The organism is Gimesia chilikensis (genome assembly GCF_008329715.1).
GTDB classification, from domain to species: domain Bacteria; phylum Planctomycetota; class Planctomycetia; order Planctomycetales; family Planctomycetaceae; genus Gimesia; species Gimesia chilikensis.
Genome location: NZ_VTSR01000016.1, coordinates 41,717 through 61,563, shown reverse-complemented (window position 1 = coordinate 61,563; position 19,847 = coordinate 41,717). Strand labels below are relative to the sequence as shown.

Sequence of the window (19,847 nt, the reverse complement as noted above, 5' to 3'; positions counted from 1 at the left end):
CATCCCGGTGGGTTTCTAAACTCAGCTTGCCATTGGTCTTTTCTTTGCAATAAGATCCTCTGCCTGTCACGACCCGCATCGGTCTGAATGGAATTCACCGATATCAGTTACAGGACCCCCGATCAAATCTCAATCCCCAATTCGAGTGATCGACCCAAAACTATCCCGTAACCAACTACCGAGTGTTTGTCAGTCGTCATCCCGCCGACGACTGCAACCAAAAGGAACTAGAGGGCATGGAAGCTCAACTCTATCGCTGTTGCGTACTATTGCTGGCTGCTTTTTTCTCGCTGGGTGCCTCATACAAAACCCCCAATTTTGTGACCCACGCACCAACTCCCGAAATTGCCAAACAGGTGGGTGATGCCGCCGAGGTGTATCGCAAAGAACTCGCGATTGCCTGGCTGGGACACGAACTCCCCAAATGGTATGCCCCCTGTCCTATTAAAGTCAAAGTTGGTAACTATGGTGCCGGCGGTGCAACCACCTTCTCGTTCGATCGTGGTCACGTGTTTGGTTGGGATATGCAGATCCAGGGCACGCTGGAACGCATCCTCGATTCCGTGCTGCCTCACGAAGTCAATCACACCATCTTCGCCTGTCACTTCCGTCGTCCGCTTCCCCGCTGGGCCGATGAAGGGGCTGCGACGATTGTGGAACACGAATCTGAAAAACGTCGTCAGCGACTGCTGAACCGCCAGGTGATGGGGACCAACAAACGCATCCCGCTGCGTCGTCTGCTCTCCATGACCGAATACCCCGAAGAGATGCAGCAGGTCCTGACGCTGTATGCCGAAGGTTACTCCCTGGCAGACTTCCTGCTGCAGCGTGGTGGTCGTAAACGCTACCTGATGTTCCTGCAGGATGCCCACAAGAACGGCTGGGATGAAGCCGTCGCCAAAATGTATCAGTTCAAAAACGTGGACGAGCTGGAACAGAACTGGGGCAGCTGGATCATCGCCGGCAGCCCGGATCTGAATCAGCCCGCCGGTCAGCAGCTGGCCAGCAATCAGCCTGAGCCTGCTACCGAAAACAAAGACCTGGTCATCCGGTCTCAAAGTCCTGACCAGGAAGGACCACTTCAGAACGAAGCTGATTTTGCTGCCGCAGATCAGAACAATGCACTGCCTCTGGAGCAGATGGCTTCCGAAGAGAATTCCCGTAGATCGCGGCCGCTGCCCATCGATTCCCGGGTTCCCTTCAGTGGCCGTCCTGCAGCCGGCAGTCAGCCTGCGGAAGACATCGCACTGGTTCAGGAAAACCAGCGTCGTCCCCGGACTTCGCTGCACCAGGAATCACAGCAGCAGCCAGCACGTTACGCTGCTCAACCTCAGCGGGCTGCGAACAACAGCAGACCTCAGCGTCCAGCAGCAAACCCCCGTTATCAGCGTGAACAGAGCCCGGGACGCGGAATCGATCTCGGTCAGTCCGCCGAAATCGACTTCTGATAACCGACCGGTTTGAATCAATCCTGAACGGTGTCGCTCAAAGCAAGCGACTCGTTCAGGATTTTTTTTGAGGTAGAACCGCTACCCGGTAAGAGTGATGCTCGCCGGTAGCTTCGAACGCCTGTGTGACTTCTTCCAGCGAATAGCTTTGATCGCAGAGTTTCTGAAACGGATATGTGTGCTGGTAGCGTTCGAGAAAATTCAGGGCATTCGCCAGATCGAGATCGACATAATTGTGAATGCCTTCGATCTTCAGCAGCCTGCGGACAACCTGTTCCGCGGAGACTTGCAGCGGACGGGCCGGATAGACCGAGCCGACCAGAATCATCGTTCCGCCAATGTCCAGCGCTTCCAGACCGCTTTCGATCACATCGGGAACGCCGGTCATGTCGAAGACGAAGTCCACGCCCCGCCCCTGGGTCAGATGATGAACTTCTGAGTGCAGCGGTTGATCTTTTTTGACCAGGATCGAATGGGTCGCACCGAATTCCAGTCCGCGCTGCACCCGTTGCGGGTTGATGTCGCTGACGATGACAGAAGCAGCACCTCGGGACTTCGCCACGGCGGTTGCCGTAATACCCAGCATACCCGCTCCCAGAATCAGAACGCTTCGATCTTTGATCTCACCTGCCAGCCGAAAGGCGGCCATGACGGTCGCGGTGGCACAGTTGGCCGGGCTCGCAATCTGATCGGGGAGTGACGCGGGGACTTTGAAGATCGTGGTTCCTTTGACCAGGTGACAATGACTGGCCAGGCCGCCACTCAGGTAGTTCTCGTCAGTCAGTTTCTGGTGACCGTACTTGAACAGGCTCGTGCATTTCTGGGTCAGTCCCCGGCGACAGTACTCACACTTCTGACAGGCGACTGCCACCGACCAGGTAATGCGATCTCCAACGTTGACCGGCCGGTTGAGAAAATCGACAGTGAGATGTTCCGGATGCAGATCGACAACGCGTCCGACCATTTCATGTCCCAGGATGGTCGGGCAGGGAGTGGAACGCGTGCCCTCGTAGGTATGCAGATCACTGCCGCAGATCGTGCAACATAAGATCTCAACCAGGACTTCGCCAGGCTGGAGCCGGGGTCGTTTGACTTCGGTACGCTGCAAGGCAGGTGTGTCACCTGTCAGGATGATCGAGACGCAGGGATCGCTCATAATGCTGTCAATTACATTTATCTAAAAGCCATCGGAATCGGTCGCTGTTTCGGACAGGCTCTGAAAATTTATCCGGATACGAGAAGAACTCTCTTAATTAGAAAAGCTATTTTTTTATAAACGGCCCGCATGAAATCGGAAAGTGTACCGATTTTCTTTTCAACGGATCTTAACCTGATGTGGTCTGTCCAGATGTAACCTGCATTTCAGCCAGGACCAGTTCGATCTGAGCGACCAGTTGCTCCATGTCCTCGGGGAAAACATGGCCGATGTTACCGATGCGGAACGTCTCAGCCTGACTGATTTTACCGGGATAAATTACATACCGGCGGCGTTTGAGTTCATCGTAGAAACTGTTAAAGGAGAAGCCATCGAATTCAGGATAATAGAAGGACGTGATGATGGGTGACTGCAGTTCCCGGGGCAGCAGGGTGCACAGTCCCCGCTGTTCCATTTCCCGGACGAGCGTCGTCTGGTTCTCGACGAAACGGGCATGCCGGGCGGTGACGTCCCCTTCAGAGTCCAGTTCGTTCAACGCCTGCAGAAACGCATTCACCACATGCGTCGGGGAAGTGTAGCGCCACTTGCCCCCTTTCTGTTCCATTTCGTTCCATTGATCATACAGATCCAGGCTCAGCGAGCGGGCATAGCCTTTCGTCTGTTCCAGTTTCTGCTGACGGGCAATCACGAATCCGAATCCGGGAACTCCCTGAATACATTTATTGGCGGATGAAATCAGGTAGTCGATGTGAAATTCTTCCATCGTCAGCGGGATGCCGCCGAAGGAGGACATCGCGTCCAGAATATAATCGCGACCTGCGTCCGCGACGATCTGACCCACTTCCCGGGCCGGGTTCAGCATGCCGGTGGTCGTTTCACAGTGCACCAGAGCCACATGCGTGATCGAGGCGTCGTCGGCCAGGGTCTGGCGGATCCGATCCAGATCGGGGCTCTCGGTTTCCGGACAGGAAAGGGTGACGCGGGGGATCTTCAGGCAGTCGGCGATCTGGCCAATGCGATCGCCGTAGGCACCGTTAGAAATCAGCAGCAGTTTCCCATCGGGGGGAATGACCGAGCCGATGGTCGCTTCGACGGCAAACGTTCCGCTCCCCTGCATCAGGACCGACGTATAACCGGGTTCGGTTGTCGCCAGCTGCACGAGTCGTTCGCGGATTTCTACCACGCGCTGATTGTAGTCCACATCCCACGTTGAATAGTCGGCCAGCATCGCTTCGCGGACGGTTCTGGTTGTCGTCAGGGGACCGGGGGTCAACAGTAAGTAAGGAATATCAGCATCCATAGGGCACACTACCTGCTTCAATCTGGTCAATGATGGCGGACAGCCCTTCGAGTGTCGGGATGACAAAGTGAGCGCCTGCGTTTTTGAGTTTGGTTTCGGCAGCCTGTAAACGCTGCTGTTTTTCTTCCGGAGTGAGGGCCTCCAGTTCGGAGACGCTTAGTCCGACTTCGCTGCCGGTCTGGGTCAGACCGACCGTCCAGGTGCCTGCATTCAGGCCCGCTTCAATGTCAGGCACGGTGTCGCCGACTTTGATCACTGCGCGGGGGGGATAGACGCCGAGCGTTTCCATATTGCGGTAGATCATCCAGGGAGCAGGACGGCCGGCGGGGACCTCGTCGGCACACATGGAAAAGTCGGGAGAGTAACCCTGTTCGCGTGCGGACATGAGAATCGGGTCGGCCACCACGCGCGGGTAGCCGGTCGTGGAACCGATTTTAATTCCCCGTTCCTTGAGCGGCGCGAGTGACGCACACAGGCCGGGGACCAGTTCGGTATAGAGTTTCGCTTCCTCGATCTGCAGTGGCATGAACGTTTCGTAGATCTGTTTCACATCGTCTTCAGACCAGGGGCGCTGGTGGAGTGCTTCCCACTGGCTGGCGATTTCGTCGAGCTGAAACAGACTGCGGATATGATCCTGTTTATGCAGGCCCATCGGTCCGCGTGCCTGTTGCGGGGTGACCTCGACACCACAGGCCTTGAAGGCTTTGATGAAGGCGGAGATCGGGGCGAAACAGCCATGGTCGATGGTTGTGCCGGCCCAGTCAAAAATTACGAGTTTAATCTGTGTCGGTTGCATGCTGACTTTCAATCAGTTGAGGTCCACGGGATGCTCCAGCACCCGTTGGACAAAGGTTAAAAAATATTCCAGATCCGGCGTCGCTAAGCCGGGAATTTTGGCCGCTTCATCCCAGGTCCGCAGGCGGAGCGCTTCCTCGTACCAGGGATTGTTTTCAAACTGTTTCTGTTCGCGTGCATCGAAGGGACCGCCCTGCAGTTCCAGGCTCAATACGGAGGCGGGGGACAGGCGGGACAGGTATTCTTCGTCGGTGGCACAGCGGTATCGTTTGGCATCCACGTGCAGGCGGATGGGTTCGGTGACCGCTTCGGGGAAGTGCTGCTTCAGCCAGGCGGCGCCAATGCGTTCGTGCAGATCATCAATGCCCTGTATGGCACAGTCTTCGGAGTGCTTGTGCAGCAGATGGCCCACATCGTGCAGCAGGGCTGCGGTGATCAGTTCTGGTGATGCCTGTTCCAGCTCGGCTGCGGAGGCCGCCTGCAGAGCGTGTTCCGTCTGTGAAACGGGTTCGCCGGCATACATGTCGTTGCCCTTCTCAGCGAAGAGCGTACGGATCTCATCCAGAATTTCACGCGTCTCAACCAGGGGTGACATCGTTTGCCTCCGGGGGATTAATTTCGGACAGGGTTTGCGCCAGGTTCATTTCACGTTCCTGGATCATCCAGTAAATGACACCGGCAATGATGGCGGTACAGCAGATGCCGGCCAGTCCGCCGAAGGCCATCTTCCAGCCGTAGTACTGGGCAATCATGCCGACCGTATGTCCGGACAGGATGGCACCCAGGTAGCCGGCGGAATCGACGAGTCCCGCGACAGTCGAACAGCCCCGTTTGCCTCCCAGGTCAATGGCCATCACGCCGGACAGGAAGGAGTAGGGAGCCATCAGGAAAAATGCGACGAGTGACAACAACGTTAATGCCAGGTAAGGCTTGCCGGTCACATCGACGGTACTCAACAGGGTCAGCGAGAGCACGAGCAGAATCAGGCTGGGTAACACGACCCGACCGTGGCGGCCGCGTAATCGATCCGAAAGGATGCCGGCGAGCAGGGCCGAACAACCGCCTACCAGCGGAAACAGCATACTGCCCACCGCCGCCGATCCGATATCGAATTGTGCCACTTCATTCAAAAAGGTCGGTGTCCAGAAATTAAACGTTTCACGGACCAGCGTCAGGCTGAAGTTCATGACGCAGATCAGCCAGAACAGCGGACTGGCGACCAGGGGCTTGAGTACCTCTTTGATCGAAATTCGCTGCGCGTGGTTACCTTCTGCCCCAAAGACGTTGAGCGGGTTGGCTTCCGGTTCTTCCAGGCCGACATCGATGGGGCTCGACTTCAGGGTGAAGTAAACAAAGACCGCGATCGCCGTTAACGTCCCTGCGGCGACAAAGAAGACGGTGCGCCAGTTGGCCATAAAACTGAGTGAACTATATTTCTCTCCGAGCATGATCAGGCTGCCCAGGTAGACACGAGCGAAGGCATCGCCAAACAGAAATGAGAGCGAAAGAATGGCCATCACGGTCGCATGCCATTGTACGGGGAACCAGCGCGATGCGGTTTTGACCAGCGCGACCCAGCCCATGGACTGCACAAATCGGTTGCCGGCCCAGATGACGATGAACAGGGTCAGCCCACCCGCCAGCCCGAAAAATACGGAAAACAGAATCGAACAGAGCATGCCTGTCAGAAACATCTGGCGACCTCCGAGGAAGTCGGCCAGGTAGCCGTTGATGATTTTTCCAAAGGCATACAGCATGACGCCGACCGAGGCGACGGTGCCGATCTGAATTTTAGTGATGCCCAGACCGGTTTCTTCATCCAGCAGCAGTGGCGTGGCGACGGCCAGGTTAGACCGGCAGATGTAGTATCCGACGTAGCCGAGAAACAGGCTCGTCAGAGTCATGAGCTGCCAGTTGCGATTGGGGTTCTTGGACATCAGGTGCTGCTTTTCAAAGAGAGAGTTGACCGATATTTTCTTTTGCCAGACCTGGTCCCGTCGTCATTCCTTTGCCGCCGATGCCGGTGAGAAGCTGAATGCGCTCGCCCTGCTGTTTGTGGAACAGGCCTGCAGACTTCTCCTCAGTATAAATGCCGCACCAGCGGTCTGTGACCTGAAAATCCAGTTTCACGAACATCTTTCGCGCATAATTTATGATGAGTTCTTCCACCTCGGCCGACATGCGTTCGGGAGGGGGATCGACCGAGTACGCGTGCGAATCGCCGAGGATGAATTCGTTGTCCTGGTTCTGTGTCATCCAGATCTGAATGCCATGTTCCTGCAGCGCGGGTTCGGGGCCCGCCAGATTGATGCCCTGCAGAAACTGAGCGTTCAGAAACGCGGGATACCTGGTCAGCGCGATCGGCGAGGCGATGCTGGTGCCCAGTGTGCGGTTTTCCGGATTGGAGATTTTGAGCATCTGCAGCTTGCAGTACTGCACGTTGCGTTCGATATACGCTTCGGGAAACAGCGTCTGCAGATCAGCGCCGGAGCAGACAATCACCTGTTGTGCATGAAAGGTTCTGCCGTCTGCGATTTTGACCTGGCAGTGACTGCTCCGTTCCCGCACCGAGACCGCCGTGGTTTTCGGCAGGTAATCGCAGTCCGAGGTACAGGCAATCCAGTTGATGAGTTCGCGAAAAAACCGGCCAGGGTCGAGTTGCAGATCCTGGGGGAAGAAGAGGCTGCCCGTGCAGAATTCGGGATTCAGACAGCAGCTCGAACGGATGGTCTCTTCGGCGTTGAGGAACTTCGCGGGACAGAGAGCGTCCTGTTGCGTATCTGCCAGCTGTTTCAGGAAATCGGCTTCCGCTTCCGTGTGTGCCAGGTACTGTGTGCCCGCCTGTCGCAGGGGGATCCCCAGCTGACGGGTCAGTTCTTCGTAAATTTCCGAGGAGGCCAGGGCACGATCGCGCCAGACTCCGGGCGGCATGGCACTGGGAATGATCAGGCCAAAATTACGGACGGATGCCTGCTGGGGAAAGATGTCCCGTTCGATGAGCAGGGTTTTCCAGCCCCGCTGCATGGCAAAGTACGCATGAAACGCACCAAGTACGCCACCGCCGATGACGATGACATCATATTTTCGCTGGTAAGTCTGAGTCGACATGGTTTGCTATCGGTGAGGCCCGAACGAGAGAGTCGCTTGAGTTTCCCATCGGGTGAAGGTCAGGAAGTTCGCAGCCTGGCGGGCAGACAGGAACTCGACCCACCAGGCACTGTCAAACTTCAGTGTGCCAAACTTAAAGTTAAGTATTGCCAAGTATCGGGATCAGAGTGCAGAATACAATGATAATATACGCAGTTAAATTGATAATATTTACATGGGCTTCACAGGTTCTTTAACATTAGCTGACAGAGTGTCGGTTCGTAGAACGCTGGTAACGCCCATCCCTGTTTGTTGTAGAAGTCGTAAGATGAGATTTCCTGAACGTCGAAAAATCGCACTCCTGATTCAGACCTCCAGCGACTGGAGCCGCCAGATCATTCAGGGCATCGCCGACTATGCTTTCGAGCAGGGGGGCTGGGACTTCTGGATTGAATTCCGGGGACTCAAAGAACAGCTGCAGATTCCCGCCTCCTGGCACGGGCACGGCACCATCTGTCGATTGACCGACGCACGCATTCGTCAGTCGATCATCGGGCGGCGTCTGCCCGCGGTGAACGTCTCCTGGCTGGGAACACATTCCGCCCGCATTCCGAAAGTCGTTTCAGACGAACGCGCCTGTGCTCGCATGGCGGCGGACTTCTTCCTTAACAAGGGCTTTCGTTCTTTTGGCTATATTGGTGCCGACCCCAATTTGAAATACCCTCCCACCATTCAGCACGATTTTGAATCCGCGGTCAGTGAGGCAGGGGGCGTCTGTTATGACTTCCCTTATTACGAACTGACGAAGGAAGCGGACTACGAACAGCAGCAGCATCGACTGAAAGAATGGTTACGGGAGCTGCCCAAGCCGGTGGCGTTGCTGGTCTGGTCGAGCAAGGTGGGACGCGAAGTGGCAACGGTCTGCGTGAATCATCATCTGGAAATCCCGGACCAGGTGGCGATCCTCAGTATCGAACACGACCCACTGATGTCGGCGCTGTCGCCGGTACCATTGTCCTGTATCAACCAGGGACCGCACGTTGTCGGTCATGCCGCGGCACAGTTGCTGGATCAGATGATCCAGGGGCAGCCCGCGCCGAAGACGCCGGTGCTGATTCCTCCCCTGTCCATCGAAGAGCGGGCTTCCACGGATACGCTGTTCGCTGATGACGATCTGGTCCGCGAGGCGATCCAGCTGATTCGTCAGCAGGCACATCTCCCCCTGCAGGTCACCGATCTCACGCAGCGGCTGAATGTCTCGCGTCGTATTCTGGAACATCGTTTTCAGAAAGCCCTGCATCGCTCGCCGGCCAGTGAAATCCGCCAGGCGAAGCTGAATCGGATTACCCGCCTGCTGAGGGAGACCAACCTGACGATCTCGCAGATCGCAGAACGCTGTGGCTTTCAGCATCAGGAAGCGATGATTCGCATGTTCGGTCGCGAGATGGGCATGTCGCCCCGGGAATATCGTCAGTCGAGTCATACGCTCCGTTGAGTGTTTCCGGATGGTCGGCAATTCCTTGCGAATCGGACCACTGGTTTGATGGCGATGGGGAACCGCCGATGGTACGATCAAAGTAGAGCAACAACTCTGTTTTCTACCCGCTGTTTTGTCTGAGGAAGATCACCATGATTTCAACGTTCTCTCGTGTGTGGCTGCTGCTCGTTTTTTCTACTCTGCTCGCGGTGCCTGTAACTGCTGCGGAAGACGATGCCGGCTCGATTTTTATCGAGGGCTATACGAATCAGTTGAGCTATCAGCCCGGCGAGAAGATTCAGTTCCACCTCAACAGTTCCGAACCGCAGTATTCGATTGAGATCACCCGCCTGGGAGCCGAGAACAAAACCGTATATAAAGAGACGCGTCAGAACGGAGCCGCTCATCCCGTGCCTGAAGATGCTTCGTCCAACGGCTGTCGCTGGCCGGCGGCGTTCGAGCTGACGGTTCCCGAATCCTGGGCCAGCGGATATTACAGCGTGCGTCTGGCGGTGCGCGACCGGGGTGGTAAATTTATTCAGCGGAATTCCCGTTCGGCCGAGTCGAGCCTGTTTTTCATTATCCGTCCCCAGCAGCCCGGCTCTCAAACCAAGATCCTGATTCAACTCTCGACCAACACTTACAATGCTTATAACAACTGGGGTGGCTCGAGTCTGTACAGCTACCATGGTCGCGATCATCTGCAGGGGCACCGCGTTTCGTTCGATCGTCCGCTGGCCGGTCAGTTTTCGAATTGGGAATACCCGTTCATCGCCTGGGCCGAGCAGAATGGGTACCAGCTGGACTACGCCGCGAACAGCGATCTGGAATTTCATCCCGAAATTTTGCAGCATTACAAACTGGTCCTCAGCGTGGGCCATGATGAATACTGGTCTGCCCCGATGCGCGACCACCTGGAGCAGTACATTCAGCAGGGAGGCAATGTCGCGTTCTTCAGCGGGAATTCGGTCTGCTGGCAAGTGCGGAGTGAAGACGACGGTCGCGCCCTGACCTGCTGGAAACAGTGGTACAACCAGGATCCTGTTTTTCCGACAGACGATCACAGTACCCTGACCACGCTCTGGAGTCATCACCTGGTCAATCGGCCGGAAAATCAACTGACGGGCGTGGGCTTTCTATACGGCGGCTATCATAAGAGCCATGGTCAGTTCATGGATGGTTCCGCCGCGTATCGCGTGCATCGTCCCGAGCACTGGATCTTTGAGAAAACGGGGATCAAGCAGGGCGACGAATTCGGGGGCAAAGATACGATTGTCGGTTACGAATGCGACGGCTGTCAGTTTGTGCTGCAGGATGGTCTGCCTGTGCCGACCCATAAAGATGGCACTCCGAAGACCTTTCAGATCCTGGCGACCTGTCCGGCGAAATGGGCTCCCGGTGACAGCCTGTGGTACGATCGCTTCGAGAAAGATCGGGTCGGTGCCGCGGTGCTGGGGATGTATACCAACGGCGGGACCGTGCTGACGGTGGGGAGCACCGACTGGGCACACGGCCTGCGCGGGAAAGATCCAATCGTCCAGCAGGTCACCAGGAATATCCTCGACCGGTTGTCGAAGTGATGACTAGTTCGGCAGGAGTCCATCCCGTTCCGAACGGGTGATACTATAGAGCACATGCCGCTGCAGCGGATCGTTCTCGGGCAGTCCGGGATGATCGAAGTTGTCGATATACGACATGCCGATTTTTTCCATCACGCGGCGGGAAGCGATGTTGGAGGGGACTGTGAATGAGACGATCTGTTTCAGATTACATTCATCAAAGCCGAAGTCGAGGACGGCGCGTGCGCCTTCCGATGCGTAGCCCTGGTTCCAGTAGGGGGTTGCCAGTCGCCAGAGAATTTCGATGCAGGGCGTAAAAAACGCGGTGAACTGGGGAACCGTCAGGCCGATGAAACCGGCGAAGGAAGTCTGGTCTTTAATCTCGACGGCCCATAAGCCGAAGCCGTACTCTTCGAAGTGCGTTCGGATATCTTCTACCATCTGCACGCTCTGCTCGGAAGTCAGCGTAGACGGATAATACTGCATGACGCGTGGGTCTTTATTGAGCTCGACGAAAGGTACGATGTCTTCCTCGCACCACCGTCGTAAAATCAGCCGAGTCGTTTCCACTGTTCTGGTTCCTGCAAGTTCATCAAGTTGTTTCAGTCGTGTAGTACTCTCTCTACGCAGACACCCGGTTTGTAACGGAGAAATTTCCGACAATTCCCTTTTATTTCAAAAACGGGGTGCGTTTTTTATCGATATTGAAAGTCGCTCGTCCTTCTGTTCAAATAAATAAATATCATTTAAATATCGCCACGCTCTCTCAAGGGCTCACGTTCCGCTTGGAGTACATAGAGATGAAAATATCTGTTTTTGGGGTAATATTCGTAACTTTAACCCTTTACAGTACTAATTGTCTTCCGGCGGCAGAATCTAATGGAGAAACTTCTCTGATTCAGGTCCCTGGAGCCTGGGAGGATCAGCAGGCAGGGAAAAATGCAGACCTGGACGGGTTCGCCTGGTATCGCTGCTACGTCAAAGTTCCCAACAACTGGGCCGACATGAATGCCCGTCCCCTCTGGCGGGATTCGGTGACGCTCTCGATTGAAAAACTGGCGGATGCCCACGAAGTCTATATCAACGGGACGCGTATCGGTCAGATTGGAAAGTTCCCCCCGAACTTCGAAAGTGGCTTCGACAGTTATCAGCGCTACAAGGTTCCGCCGGGAACGCTCAAGCTGGGGAAGTACAATACGATCGCGGTCCGCGTTTATAACGAAGAAGGCCCGGGAGGTTTCCGGGGCGCACCTCCGATCCTGGCTGGTTACTTTCTCGAGTGCGTGCTTAAAGGGGAATGGGAATTCCTGCCGGGCGATGATGTGAAATGGGCGCTGACCGCCCGCGAGCAGAAGCCGGCCCAGGCCGCTTTCGATGAGTTCACGCCGGCCACCTCAACACTCAAACGCTCCGCCAAACTTTCTCCTGGGCGACGCCTCTCCCCCGAGAAGTCGATGACACTTTTCGAAACCGATGATGATGTGGCCGTGGATCAGTTACTCACCGAGCCTCTGGTAGGGCAGCCATTGTTTATGAGTTTCGATGAACGGGGACGGATGTGGGTCGTACAGTATCGCCAGTATCCTTATCCCGCGGGACTCAAGGTGTTGAGCCGGAATAAATATTACCGGATGGAATTCGACCGGGTCTCCCCGCCGCCTCCCAACCACTTCCCGGGTAACGACCGGATCACAATTCACGAAGATACCAACGGTGACGGCAAGTACGATGCACACAAGGTTTTTGCCGGCGATCTCAATATCGCGACGTCGGTTGTCAAAGGGCGCGGCGGGATCTGGGTGCTCAATCCGCCTTACCTCCTGTTTTATCCTGACAAAGACAACGACGACATTCCTGATGGCGATCCGGAAGTTCGCCTGTGGGGCTTTGGTCTGTCCGACACACACTCGGCTCCCAACAGTCTGCAGTGGGGTCCGGATGGCTGGCTCTACATGGTGCAGGGGAGTAACCTCGTTTCGCATCTGAAGAATACCGACAAGCCGGATGCAAAATCGATTTACTGCGAAGGGCCCGGGGTCTGGCGCTATCATCCGGAAACAGGACGCTATGAACTTTTCGCCGAAGGGGGCGGTAATGCCTTCGGGCTGGAAGTCGATGCCGACGGCCGTGTTTATTCCGGCCATAACGGCGGAGGCACCCGCGGGTTCTACTATGTGCAGGGAGGTTATTACGAAAAGGGGACCGAACGGAAGTACGGCGATGTGAGTAACCCTTATGCCTTTGGTCTGCTGCCTTTCATGAAGCATGCCGCTACGCCCCGCTTCAGTCACGCGCTGGTGAAATACGAGGGGGACACGCTGCCCGAGCGCTTTAAAGGGAAGCTGATTTCCGTCGATCCGCTGCACCAGTACCTGGTGCTCACTCAGGTGAATCAACTGGGGTCTTCCTTTCAGACCGAAGACATGGGCTTTCCGTTGAAGAGTACCGACCTCGGTTTTCGTCCTGTGGCGATCTACACAGGACCTGACGGAGGTGTTTACATCGCTGACTTTTACGAAGAATTCATCGCGCATGGTCAGCACTACCAGGGACAGATCGATCCTAATTCGGGTCGCGTCTATCGCCTCCGCGGTAAGGATGCGGCGCCCCGTAAGATCGAGGACTTGAGTCAAAAGAGTTCGCGGGAACTGCTGGAGCTGCTCAAACATCCCAACGAATGGCACCGCCGCACCGCGCTGCGACTGCTGGGCGACCGTAAAGATGCGTCCGTGATTCCCACACTCAAACAATGGATCAAAGAGAACGACGGACACCTTGCCCTGGAGGCATTCTGGGCGTTGAATCTTTCGCAGGGCTTTGACGATGCCGTCGCGGAAGAGACATTGAAACATCCTCATCCCATGGTCCGCTTCTGGACGGTGCGTCTGCTGGGAGACGACAAAGTGGTCTCCAGTCATATTGGTCAGCAGCTGATCGAGGCCGCGCGGAACGAACCGAATGCGGAAGTCCGTGGTCAACTGGCGGCAACCGCTCGACGCCTGCCCGCGGATCTCTGTCTGCCCCTGGTCGAAGCCTTGAGCGACTACGAGGAAGACGTGGACGATCCACATCAGCCGCTGATGCTCTGGTGGGCACTGGAATCCAGGTCGGTCTCCGATCGGGAACAGGTACTCGCCTTGTTTAAAGACAAACAGTTCTGGGAGCGTCCCCTGGTGCAGACAGCTTTGCTGGAACGACTGATTCGTCGTTACGCGACCGCAGGCAGCCGAACGGATCTGGTCACCTGTGCCAAACTGTTCGAGCTGGCTCCCGATGCGAAGTCACGCCAACTGCTGATGACCGGTTTCGAGAATTCGTTCAAGGGACGTTCGCTGGCCGGGCTGCCCGAGGCACTGGTTAAAGCCCTGGCGGATGCGGGGGGCGGATCGACGACGCTGCAGATGCGACTGGGAAATCAAGCCGCGATTCAGACGGCACTGGACGCGTTGAAGTCACCCGGCAAGAATCAGGCTGAACTGCTGGACTATATTCAGGTGCTGGGCGAACTGCAGGAACCCCAGGCCCGCCCCGTGATGCAGGCTTTATTGAGCAGTACCCAAAACAGCGATTTGCAGACCGGCCTGCTGGTCGCGTTACAGAAATATCAGCAGCCGGAAATCGCTGCGGTGATTCTCAAACGCTATCCGGATTTTTCTGAAGACGTACGCGAAGTCGCGTTGAGTACGCTCGTCAGTCGGAAGGAATGGACCCGCGACTTGCTGGCTGCGGTGGAAGCGGGAGAGCTGGACGCCAAGGCAATTCCAGAAGACCTGGTTCGCAAGATGACGATTCACCAGGATCCGCAGATCACAGAACTCGTGGGTCGGCACTGGAAAGAGATCCAGGGCGCTTCGAACCAGCAGATGCAGGCCAGCATCGCCCGTATCTCAGGCGTACTGGAGCAGGGCAGCAGTGACGTTTATCGCGGCAAGGAACTGTACCAGCAGAACTGTGCCAAGTGTCACGTGCTGTTCGGTGAAGGCAAACGCGTGGGACCGGAGTTGACTCAGTACAAACGCGACGATTCCCTGCGGATGCTGATGCATGTGGTGAATCCGAGTGCGGAAATTCGCGAGGGTTTTGAAACGTACCTGGTGATCACCGACGATGGTCTGGTGGTTTCCGGCTTCCTCTACGATCAGGACAAACAGATTGTCGTGATCCGCGGGGCCGATGGTCAGAACGTGACGATCAAGCGGGAGAATATCGATGAGATGATCAAGCAGCCCAAGTCCCTGATGCCCGAAGGCCTGCTCGATAAACTCAGTGATCAGGAACTGCGGGACCTGTTCGGATTCCTGCGGAGCAGTCAGCCGGTTTTCAAATAAGCGAACTGTCCGGATCAGAAGTCATCAGGGAGAGAACCGGGCGATGAGTTCACTCGCGTAATCGAGCTGGGGAATCAGGCAGGGATGCTTGTACTGTTCGAAGCTGCCTCCCGGTTTCTGCTGGCGCTCAGCCGCGAAACGCTGCCATGTGCCCGGCTTGAGCGGGCAGGGGACCGGCGGTGCCAGTCGTCCGGACTGACGCTTCTCGGCGTATTCACAGTTGGTTTCCTGCAGACGTTGATCAAAGTCGGCGAGCAGTCGCGTGAGCGTTTCATCCGTGAGCATCGGCGATGCTTCGAATAAGAGCTGATAACAGGGGGGCTCGCCCCATTGTGGAATCACCGCGAATTGTCCCAGTTCCAGCGCATGCTGCTGTGATGCGCCACGGACGGCATCGACGACCTGCGACTCGGTGATCTTCTCGCCAGTCAGGTTCGAGATGTGAGCGCCTTTGTGGAGAAACGCGAGCAGGGGAGTGGACTGATAAAAACCGGTGCAGCGGACGACGTCACAGATATGGTAACGATAGAGACCCGAGGGGGTGGTCAGCAGGATATAATAGTTCTGTCCCTCTTCCAGTTGATCCGCAGTCAGGATGTGTGAGGTCTTCAACGGGTCTTCCGCTTCGGGGACGAACTCGAAGAAGTGCGACGTGATATCCAGTACGCCGCTCGAGGTGCCTGAGTCGAGCGGAATCGTCATCCGTCCTTCGCTGGCCGAGAGACCATGATCGCGGACCGGCAGATCGCCATAGTAGGGTTTGAGCTGTGACAGGTAAGCACCGGCGCTGCCCCCCGTCCAGACTGCGAGCACGGAGAGTCCGGGCCAAAAATCGCGGGGATAGAGGTGTCCGGTGCGTTCGATGATCTGTTCCAGTTCCCGCGCGCGGCCTCGGTTCTTTCGCTGCAGCCGACGTTTGAGTTTGCCCAGGATCTGCAGGTCCATCTGAGCGGCTCCCGTCAGGCGTCCCTCGGCAATGTCGCGTACCAGCGATTCTTTTTGCTCGTCAGCGAACTGGGCCAGGTGGAGCAGCGTGCTGGGATTGGCGGTGGTAAGCATGCCCACATGCCGGTCGGCGAGCGCGAGTCGCAGGGCGGTGTAATATTTCAGTTGGGGGTCGTCGATGCGTGAGACGTCTCCGGGTACCGTATACATCGACTGCACGACGGGGCTCTGCATCGCTGCGACCAGGCCGCTGATATTGCCGCAGGGAGTGCCACCAGGTGTGCGGAACTTGTCGAAGTTGCTGGTGAGCTGCACGATGTTCTGATACTTCAGCGGCGCGAAATCGTCATAGGTCAGAATGCCCCAGTTCTGCCAGCCCTGGCGATAGTCTTTGAGGAACGGGGCGGTGATCGGGATGAACTTGGAATCAGTCGTAGTGCCGCTGCTGAGCGTAAACATCAGCAGGCGATTCTCGGGGCCCAGTAGCGCAGCGGTTTCCCCCTGTTTGACGCGTTCAATGTAGGGGCGAAAGAATTCGTATTCGGAAACCGGGAAGCGGGATTGAAAATCTGCAATCGTGCAGGAACCGTCCAGGTTGTACTGGCGACTCAAATCGCTGGCAGCGTTTAACTGCAGAATGCGCTGCAGCGTTGCCTGCTGGACCGAGCGACAGTCAGAGGTGCAGGCGAGGAATTCATGAGCGGCACGACGATAGCGTCGTCGCACGAAGGTTCCTCCGAAAGCCCGTAGCACATACAGGGCATGCATTCCTTGCTCCCCGGACGAAATGTTCTGCGCTCAGAAAAGGGTCCACGTGGAGGAGAGTCTGCCTGAAGAGAGAACTCTCCTCCTGCCAAATGGGACCGGACGATTAATCTTCGTCGTCGTCTTTCTTCTTTTTCTTCTTCTTGCCGATCGAGATTTTCTCGACGCGGACTTTGGGCAGACCCAGTGCGCCCTGGCCATCGGCCCAGCGGTCTTCGAACTTCAATTTCTCAATACGTTCAGCACGCTTCAAAACGTTGCGGGCACGGGTCAGCGAGCTTTTGCTCTTCAAACTTTTGTCGAGTGACACGGTGTCATCCCCTCTGAATAGATGTTATTTCGAAGACAGTCATTTACTATGGAAATTGACCGTCAAAACTGGCATAGTGGTGTCTTATTCGCAAGAAGCGCTCTGGCAGCATGCTGGTCAAACGGACATTCCGCCCGTGACGATTTGCGAAGCGACATATGGTAAAAGGAAATGTCAACGATTGCAACCGCTGCTAAATGAAACCTTTCAGCTGTTTTTCGCGAAATTCTGAAATTTCGCCCTGAAACCGGGACCGAGGGAGACCAGACCATTTCTCTGTACGATACAAATTTCACCCTGTTGGACTGGTCCATCGTCGTCTGTTACCTGCTCTCATCAATCGTAATTGGTTTGTGGGCCAATCGTTACGTCGGAAATCTCTCCGATTATCTCGTCGCCGGCCGCAAATTACGGCTTCGACTGGCCCTAGCCACCATGACGGGGACCGAACTGGGTCTCGTGACCGTGATGTACATGGCCGAACTCGGCTTTACCCAGCAGTACGCCTCCCTGTACCTCGCATTTCTGGAGGCGGGAGCGGTGCTGTTGATCGGTCTGACCGGCTTTGTTGTCTATCGGCTCCGGCAATCCTCGATCATGACGATCCCCGAATATTATGAACAGCGTTACTCGCAGTCGGTGCGGGTGGTCGGGGCGACGGTGATGGTCGTCTCGGGCGTATTGAACATGGGGTTGTTCCTCAAAGCGGGCTCTCAGTTTCTGACTGCGGTTTCCGGACTGCAGGATGAGATGTACCTCAAACTGATCATGACGGGGCTATTGCTGCTGGTGCTGTTCTACACGGTGCTGGGAGGGATGGTTTCGGTAGTGATCACCGACCTGATCCAGTTTCTGATCCTGGGGACCGGCATGGTGATTGTGACCGGCGTGGTCTTCTGGTCGATCGGCTGGGACGGACTCTCGGCGATTGTTACCGAGCAGAACGGCTATTTTGATCCCTTCCATCCTGAGAATAACTCGGGGAACGGGAATCCCATCGGCTGGCTGCAAATCGTGCAGATGGCGATTGTCATCGGTTCGGCCGCTTTGCTCTGGCCGACCAGCGCGGCTCGCACGCTCTCCTGTCAGAGTGCGGAAGTGGCTCAGAAACTCTACTCGCTGAGCTCCATCTCCTTTCTGGCGCGTCGTGCCCTGCCTGTGTTCTGGGGGATCGGGACGTTTGCCTTTTTCGCTTCGCAGCCGGAGTTGTTTCAGGAATTTCATCAGGCGGTGGAAACCAACGCCTCGATTACCTCGCTGTCTGCGATGCCTCTGTTTCTGGCGAAAGTGGTGCCGACCGGCTTATTAGGGCTGGTGACAGCAGGCATGATCGCCGCCTTCATGTCGACCCACGACAGCTATCTGCTCTGCTGGAGTGGCGTGATCACACAGGATATTATCGCACCTATCGCTGGGCCGATGAGCCAGCGTTCCCGGATTCTGACGACACGGATTTCGATCTTCGTGATCGGGGCGATGCTTCTGACCTGGGGACTCTGGTACGAAGTCAGCAGCGATCTCTGGGGTTATCTGGCCGTCACGGGAGCCGTGTATCTGTCGGGGGCGATTCCCACGGTGGTCGGTGGTTTGTACTGGAGACGGGGCAGCCGGGCCGGCGCACTGGCGGCGATCCTGGGAGGTCTGTCAGGATTGCTGGCGATGGGTCCCTGCGTGGATCTGATCAACGACGCGTTTGCGACCAGCTTAAACGGCACACACCTGACGCTGCTGACGTTCGTGTTTTCGAGCGTGGCATACATCGTGTTTTCACTGCTGATTCCCGATCGACGTGCTGAAACCAGTCCGAATGTCTCCGTCAATCCGGCTTAAACTGAGAGAGAAACGATTATGTACCTGTGGATGAGTATCTGGACTGCCTTACTCTTGATCAGTGGACTCGCGTTTCTGGTCGTACTGGTTTACGTCGTGAGTGGCGTCAAAGCGGAACTGAAAGCAACACTCAATGACCTGCGGGCCGATGTGAATGAATCACAGTCGCACGAAGAAATTCTGGATCGTCCCATCGAATAAGTCGATTTGTGCTGCGAAACCACACCCGGAACACGGTTTGTAAACGGCTAAAAATTCGGGTTTTCTGAACAATTGACTGGTGAATCAGTTACGATCCTGCTATTTTTTAAGCAAGGTCCGCAGAGCTTTTATGGCTGAATAGACGGGCTGTTGCTGTTTCCTGCTGGGAGTCGCGTCGCTCATGATGTGCCCTTTTTGTCGTGATGGTGAGACGAAAGTCATTGATTCGCGCTTGAGTCAACCTTTCAGTGTACGCCGCAGACGTGAGTGTCTGGCCTGCGGAAAGCGCTTCACGACCTATGAAAAGATTGAAGAATCCCCCCTCAAAGTCGTCAAGAAAGATGGGGCCCGTGTTCCCTTCGATCGGATGAAAATGGTCAAGGGGATTGAGACCGCCTGCTACAAACGCCCGGTCAGCCCCGATCAGATCGAATCGATTGTGGCCCAGATCGAAGCCGAGATCTATGAGAACTTCGATCGCGAAGTCCCCTCGCGATTCATCGGCGAGCGGGTTTCCACGGAACTGAAGAACGTCGACCAGGTGGCCTTCGTCCGTTTTGCTTCGGTCTATCGCAACTTTACCGACGCCAACGATTTCGTAACCGAAATCCAGCCCATGCTGCGAACCGACGATTAGGCTCGCTTC

The 19,847-nt window shown here is 56.0% G+C and carries 16 protein-coding genes; 7 read left to right on the top strand and 9 right to left on the bottom strand.

Annotated features, from left to right (window positions below):
• Positions 1–236: 236 nt before the first annotated feature.
• The gene (locus tag FYZ48_RS19910; RefSeq protein ID WP_149343601.1) at positions 237–1,448 is read left to right on the top strand and encodes a hypothetical protein; all 1,212 of its coding nucleotides are present in this window, start codon (positions 237–239) and stop codon (positions 1,446–1,448) included.
• A gap of 55 nt (positions 1,449–1,503) precedes the next feature.
• Here the strand turns inward: FYZ48_RS19910 and FYZ48_RS19905 are convergent, their stop codons facing one another.
• From FYZ48_RS19905 to FYZ48_RS19880, 6 genes are all read right to left on the bottom strand, one after another.
• Positions 1,504–2,604 carry a zinc-binding dehydrogenase gene (locus tag FYZ48_RS19905; RefSeq protein ID WP_149343598.1) on the bottom strand — a complete coding sequence of 367 codons (1,101 nt, stop codon included), beginning with the start codon at positions 2,602–2,604 and terminating at the stop codon, positions 1,504–1,506.
• Between the two features lie 169 nt (positions 2,605–2,773).
• Positions 2,774–3,904: a 2-aminoethylphosphonate--pyruvate transaminase gene (gene phnW, locus FYZ48_RS19900; protein ID WP_149343596.1), complete on the bottom strand. Its 1,131-nt coding sequence runs from the start codon at positions 3,902–3,904 to the stop codon at positions 2,774–2,776.
• A complete protein-coding gene (gene phnX, locus FYZ48_RS19895) occupies positions 3,894–4,700 on the bottom strand; it encodes a phosphonoacetaldehyde hydrolase (protein ID WP_232106727.1) in 807 nt (268 codons plus the stop codon). The genes phnW and phnX overlap by 11 nt, the downstream gene beginning before the upstream one ends.
• A 12-nt stretch (positions 4,701–4,712) precedes the next feature.
• The gene (locus tag FYZ48_RS19890) at positions 4,713–5,294 is read right to left on the bottom strand and encodes a phosphonate degradation HD-domain oxygenase (protein WP_149343594.1); all 582 of its coding nucleotides are present in this window, start codon (positions 5,292–5,294) and stop codon (positions 4,713–4,715) included.
• Positions 5,278–6,636 (bottom strand): MFS transporter, encoded by a 1,359-nt coding sequence (locus FYZ48_RS19885; RefSeq protein ID WP_149343592.1) that lies wholly within the window; start codon positions 6,634–6,636, stop codon positions 5,278–5,280. Before FYZ48_RS19885 ends, FYZ48_RS19890 begins: the two co-directional genes overlap by 17 nt.
• Positions 6,637–6,649: 13 nt before the next feature.
• On the bottom strand, positions 6,650–7,807 hold the full coding sequence (locus tag FYZ48_RS19880) for a TIGR03364 family FAD-dependent oxidoreductase (RefSeq protein WP_149343590.1): 1,158 nt from the start codon (positions 7,805–7,807) through the stop codon (positions 6,650–6,652).
• Between the two features lie 307 nt (positions 7,808–8,114).
• On the opposite strand from FYZ48_RS19880, the gene FYZ48_RS19875 reads away from it, so the two are divergent.
• Entirely contained in the window at positions 8,115–9,281 is a 1,167-nt protein-coding gene (locus tag FYZ48_RS19875; RefSeq protein ID WP_187782120.1) for an AraC family transcriptional regulator, read from the top strand.
• A gap of 134 nt (positions 9,282–9,415) precedes the next feature.
• Complete coding sequence (locus FYZ48_RS19870) at positions 9,416–10,843, top strand: N,N-dimethylformamidase beta subunit family domain-containing protein (RefSeq protein WP_149343586.1); 1,428 nt, start codon at positions 9,416–9,418, stop codon at positions 10,841–10,843.
• 3 nt (positions 10,844–10,846) lie between these two features.
• Here the strand turns inward: FYZ48_RS19870 and FYZ48_RS19865 are convergent, their stop codons facing one another.
• Positions 10,847–11,392 (bottom strand): GNAT family N-acetyltransferase, encoded by a 546-nt coding sequence (locus FYZ48_RS19865; RefSeq protein ID WP_149343584.1) that lies wholly within the window; start codon positions 11,390–11,392, stop codon positions 10,847–10,849.
• A gap of 230 nt (positions 11,393–11,622) precedes the next feature.
• On the opposite strand from FYZ48_RS19865, the gene FYZ48_RS19860 reads away from it, so the two are divergent.
• Positions 11,623–15,150, top strand: a complete 3,528-nt coding sequence (locus FYZ48_RS19860) for a PVC-type heme-binding CxxCH protein (protein ID WP_149343582.1) — start codon at positions 11,623–11,625, stop codon at positions 15,148–15,150.
• Between the two features lie 24 nt (positions 15,151–15,174).
• On the opposite strand, the gene FYZ48_RS19855 is transcribed toward FYZ48_RS19860, so the two are convergent.
• The gene (locus FYZ48_RS19855; protein ID WP_149343580.1) at positions 15,175–16,863 is read right to left on the bottom strand and encodes a GH3 auxin-responsive promoter family protein; all 1,689 of its coding nucleotides are present in this window, start codon (positions 16,861–16,863) and stop codon (positions 15,175–15,177) included.
• A 103-nt stretch (positions 16,864–16,966) separates the two neighbouring features.
• Positions 16,967–17,170: a small basic protein gene (locus tag FYZ48_RS19850; protein WP_145179948.1), complete on the bottom strand. Its 204-nt coding sequence runs from the start codon at positions 17,168–17,170 to the stop codon at positions 16,967–16,969.
• A 300-nt stretch (positions 17,171–17,470) separates the two neighbouring features.
• On the opposite strand from FYZ48_RS19850, the gene FYZ48_RS19845 reads away from it, so the two are divergent.
• The 3 genes from FYZ48_RS19845 to nrdR all read left to right on the top strand — a co-directional run bounded on the left by FYZ48_RS19845 (position 17,471) and on the right by nrdR (position 19,838).
• Positions 17,471–19,000, top strand: a complete 1,530-nt coding sequence (locus FYZ48_RS19845) for a sodium:solute symporter family protein (RefSeq protein ID WP_187782119.1) — start codon at positions 17,471–17,473, stop codon at positions 18,998–19,000.
• A gap of 18 nt (positions 19,001–19,018) precedes the next feature.
• The gene (locus FYZ48_RS19840) at positions 19,019–19,201 is read left to right on the top strand and encodes a hypothetical protein (RefSeq protein WP_149343575.1); all 183 of its coding nucleotides are present in this window, start codon (positions 19,019–19,021) and stop codon (positions 19,199–19,201) included.
• A 181-nt stretch (positions 19,202–19,382) separates the two neighbouring features.
• A complete protein-coding gene (gene nrdR / locus FYZ48_RS19835; protein WP_145179956.1) occupies positions 19,383–19,838 on the top strand; it encodes a transcriptional regulator NrdR in 456 nt (151 codons plus the stop codon).
• Positions 19,839–19,847: the final 9 nt, after the last annotated feature.

What these genes read in the sequence shown, in the direction of transcription:
- FYZ48_RS19840 (WP_149343575.1), top strand. Translation starts at nt 19,019, where the DNA reads ATGTACCTGTGGATGAGTATCTGGACTGCCTTACTCTTGATCAGTGGA.
- FYZ48_RS19875 (WP_187782120.1), top strand. Translation starts at nt 8,115, where the DNA reads ATGAGATTTCCTGAACGTCGAAAAATCGCACTCCTGATTCAGACCTCC.
- nrdR (WP_145179956.1), top strand. Translation starts at nt 19,383, where the DNA reads ATGATGTGCCCTTTTTGTCGTGATGGTGAGACGAAAGTCATTGATTCG.
- FYZ48_RS19890 (WP_149343594.1), bottom strand. Translation starts at nt 5,294, where the DNA reads ATGTCACCCCTGGTTGAGACGCGTGAAATTCTGGATGAGATCCGTACG.
- FYZ48_RS19870 (WP_149343586.1), top strand. Translation starts at nt 9,416, where the DNA reads ATGATTTCAACGTTCTCTCGTGTGTGGCTGCTGCTCGTTTTTTCTACT.
- phnW (WP_149343596.1), bottom strand. Translation starts at nt 3,904, where the DNA reads ATGGATGCTGATATTCCTTACTTACTGTTGACCCCCGGTCCCCTGACG.
- FYZ48_RS19855 (WP_149343580.1), bottom strand. Translation starts at nt 16,863, where the DNA reads ATGCATGCCCTGTATGTGCTACGGGCTTTCGGAGGAACCTTCGTGCGA.
- FYZ48_RS19905 (WP_149343598.1), bottom strand. Translation starts at nt 2,604, where the DNA reads ATGAGCGATCCCTGCGTCTCGATCATCCTGACAGGTGACACACCTGCC.
- phnX (WP_232106727.1), bottom strand. Translation starts at nt 4,700, where the DNA reads ATGCAACCGACACAGATTAAACTCGTAATTTTTGACTGGGCCGGCACA.
- FYZ48_RS19910 (WP_149343601.1), top strand. Translation starts at nt 237, where the DNA reads ATGGAAGCTCAACTCTATCGCTGTTGCGTACTATTGCTGGCTGCTTTT.
- FYZ48_RS19860 (WP_149343582.1), top strand. Translation starts at nt 11,623, where the DNA reads ATGAAAATATCTGTTTTTGGGGTAATATTCGTAACTTTAACCCTTTAC.
- FYZ48_RS19880 (WP_149343590.1), bottom strand. Translation starts at nt 7,807, where the DNA reads ATGTCGACTCAGACTTACCAGCGAAAATATGATGTCATCGTCATCGGC.
- FYZ48_RS19885 (WP_149343592.1), bottom strand. Translation starts at nt 6,636, where the DNA reads ATGTCCAAGAACCCCAATCGCAACTGGCAGCTCATGACTCTGACGAGC.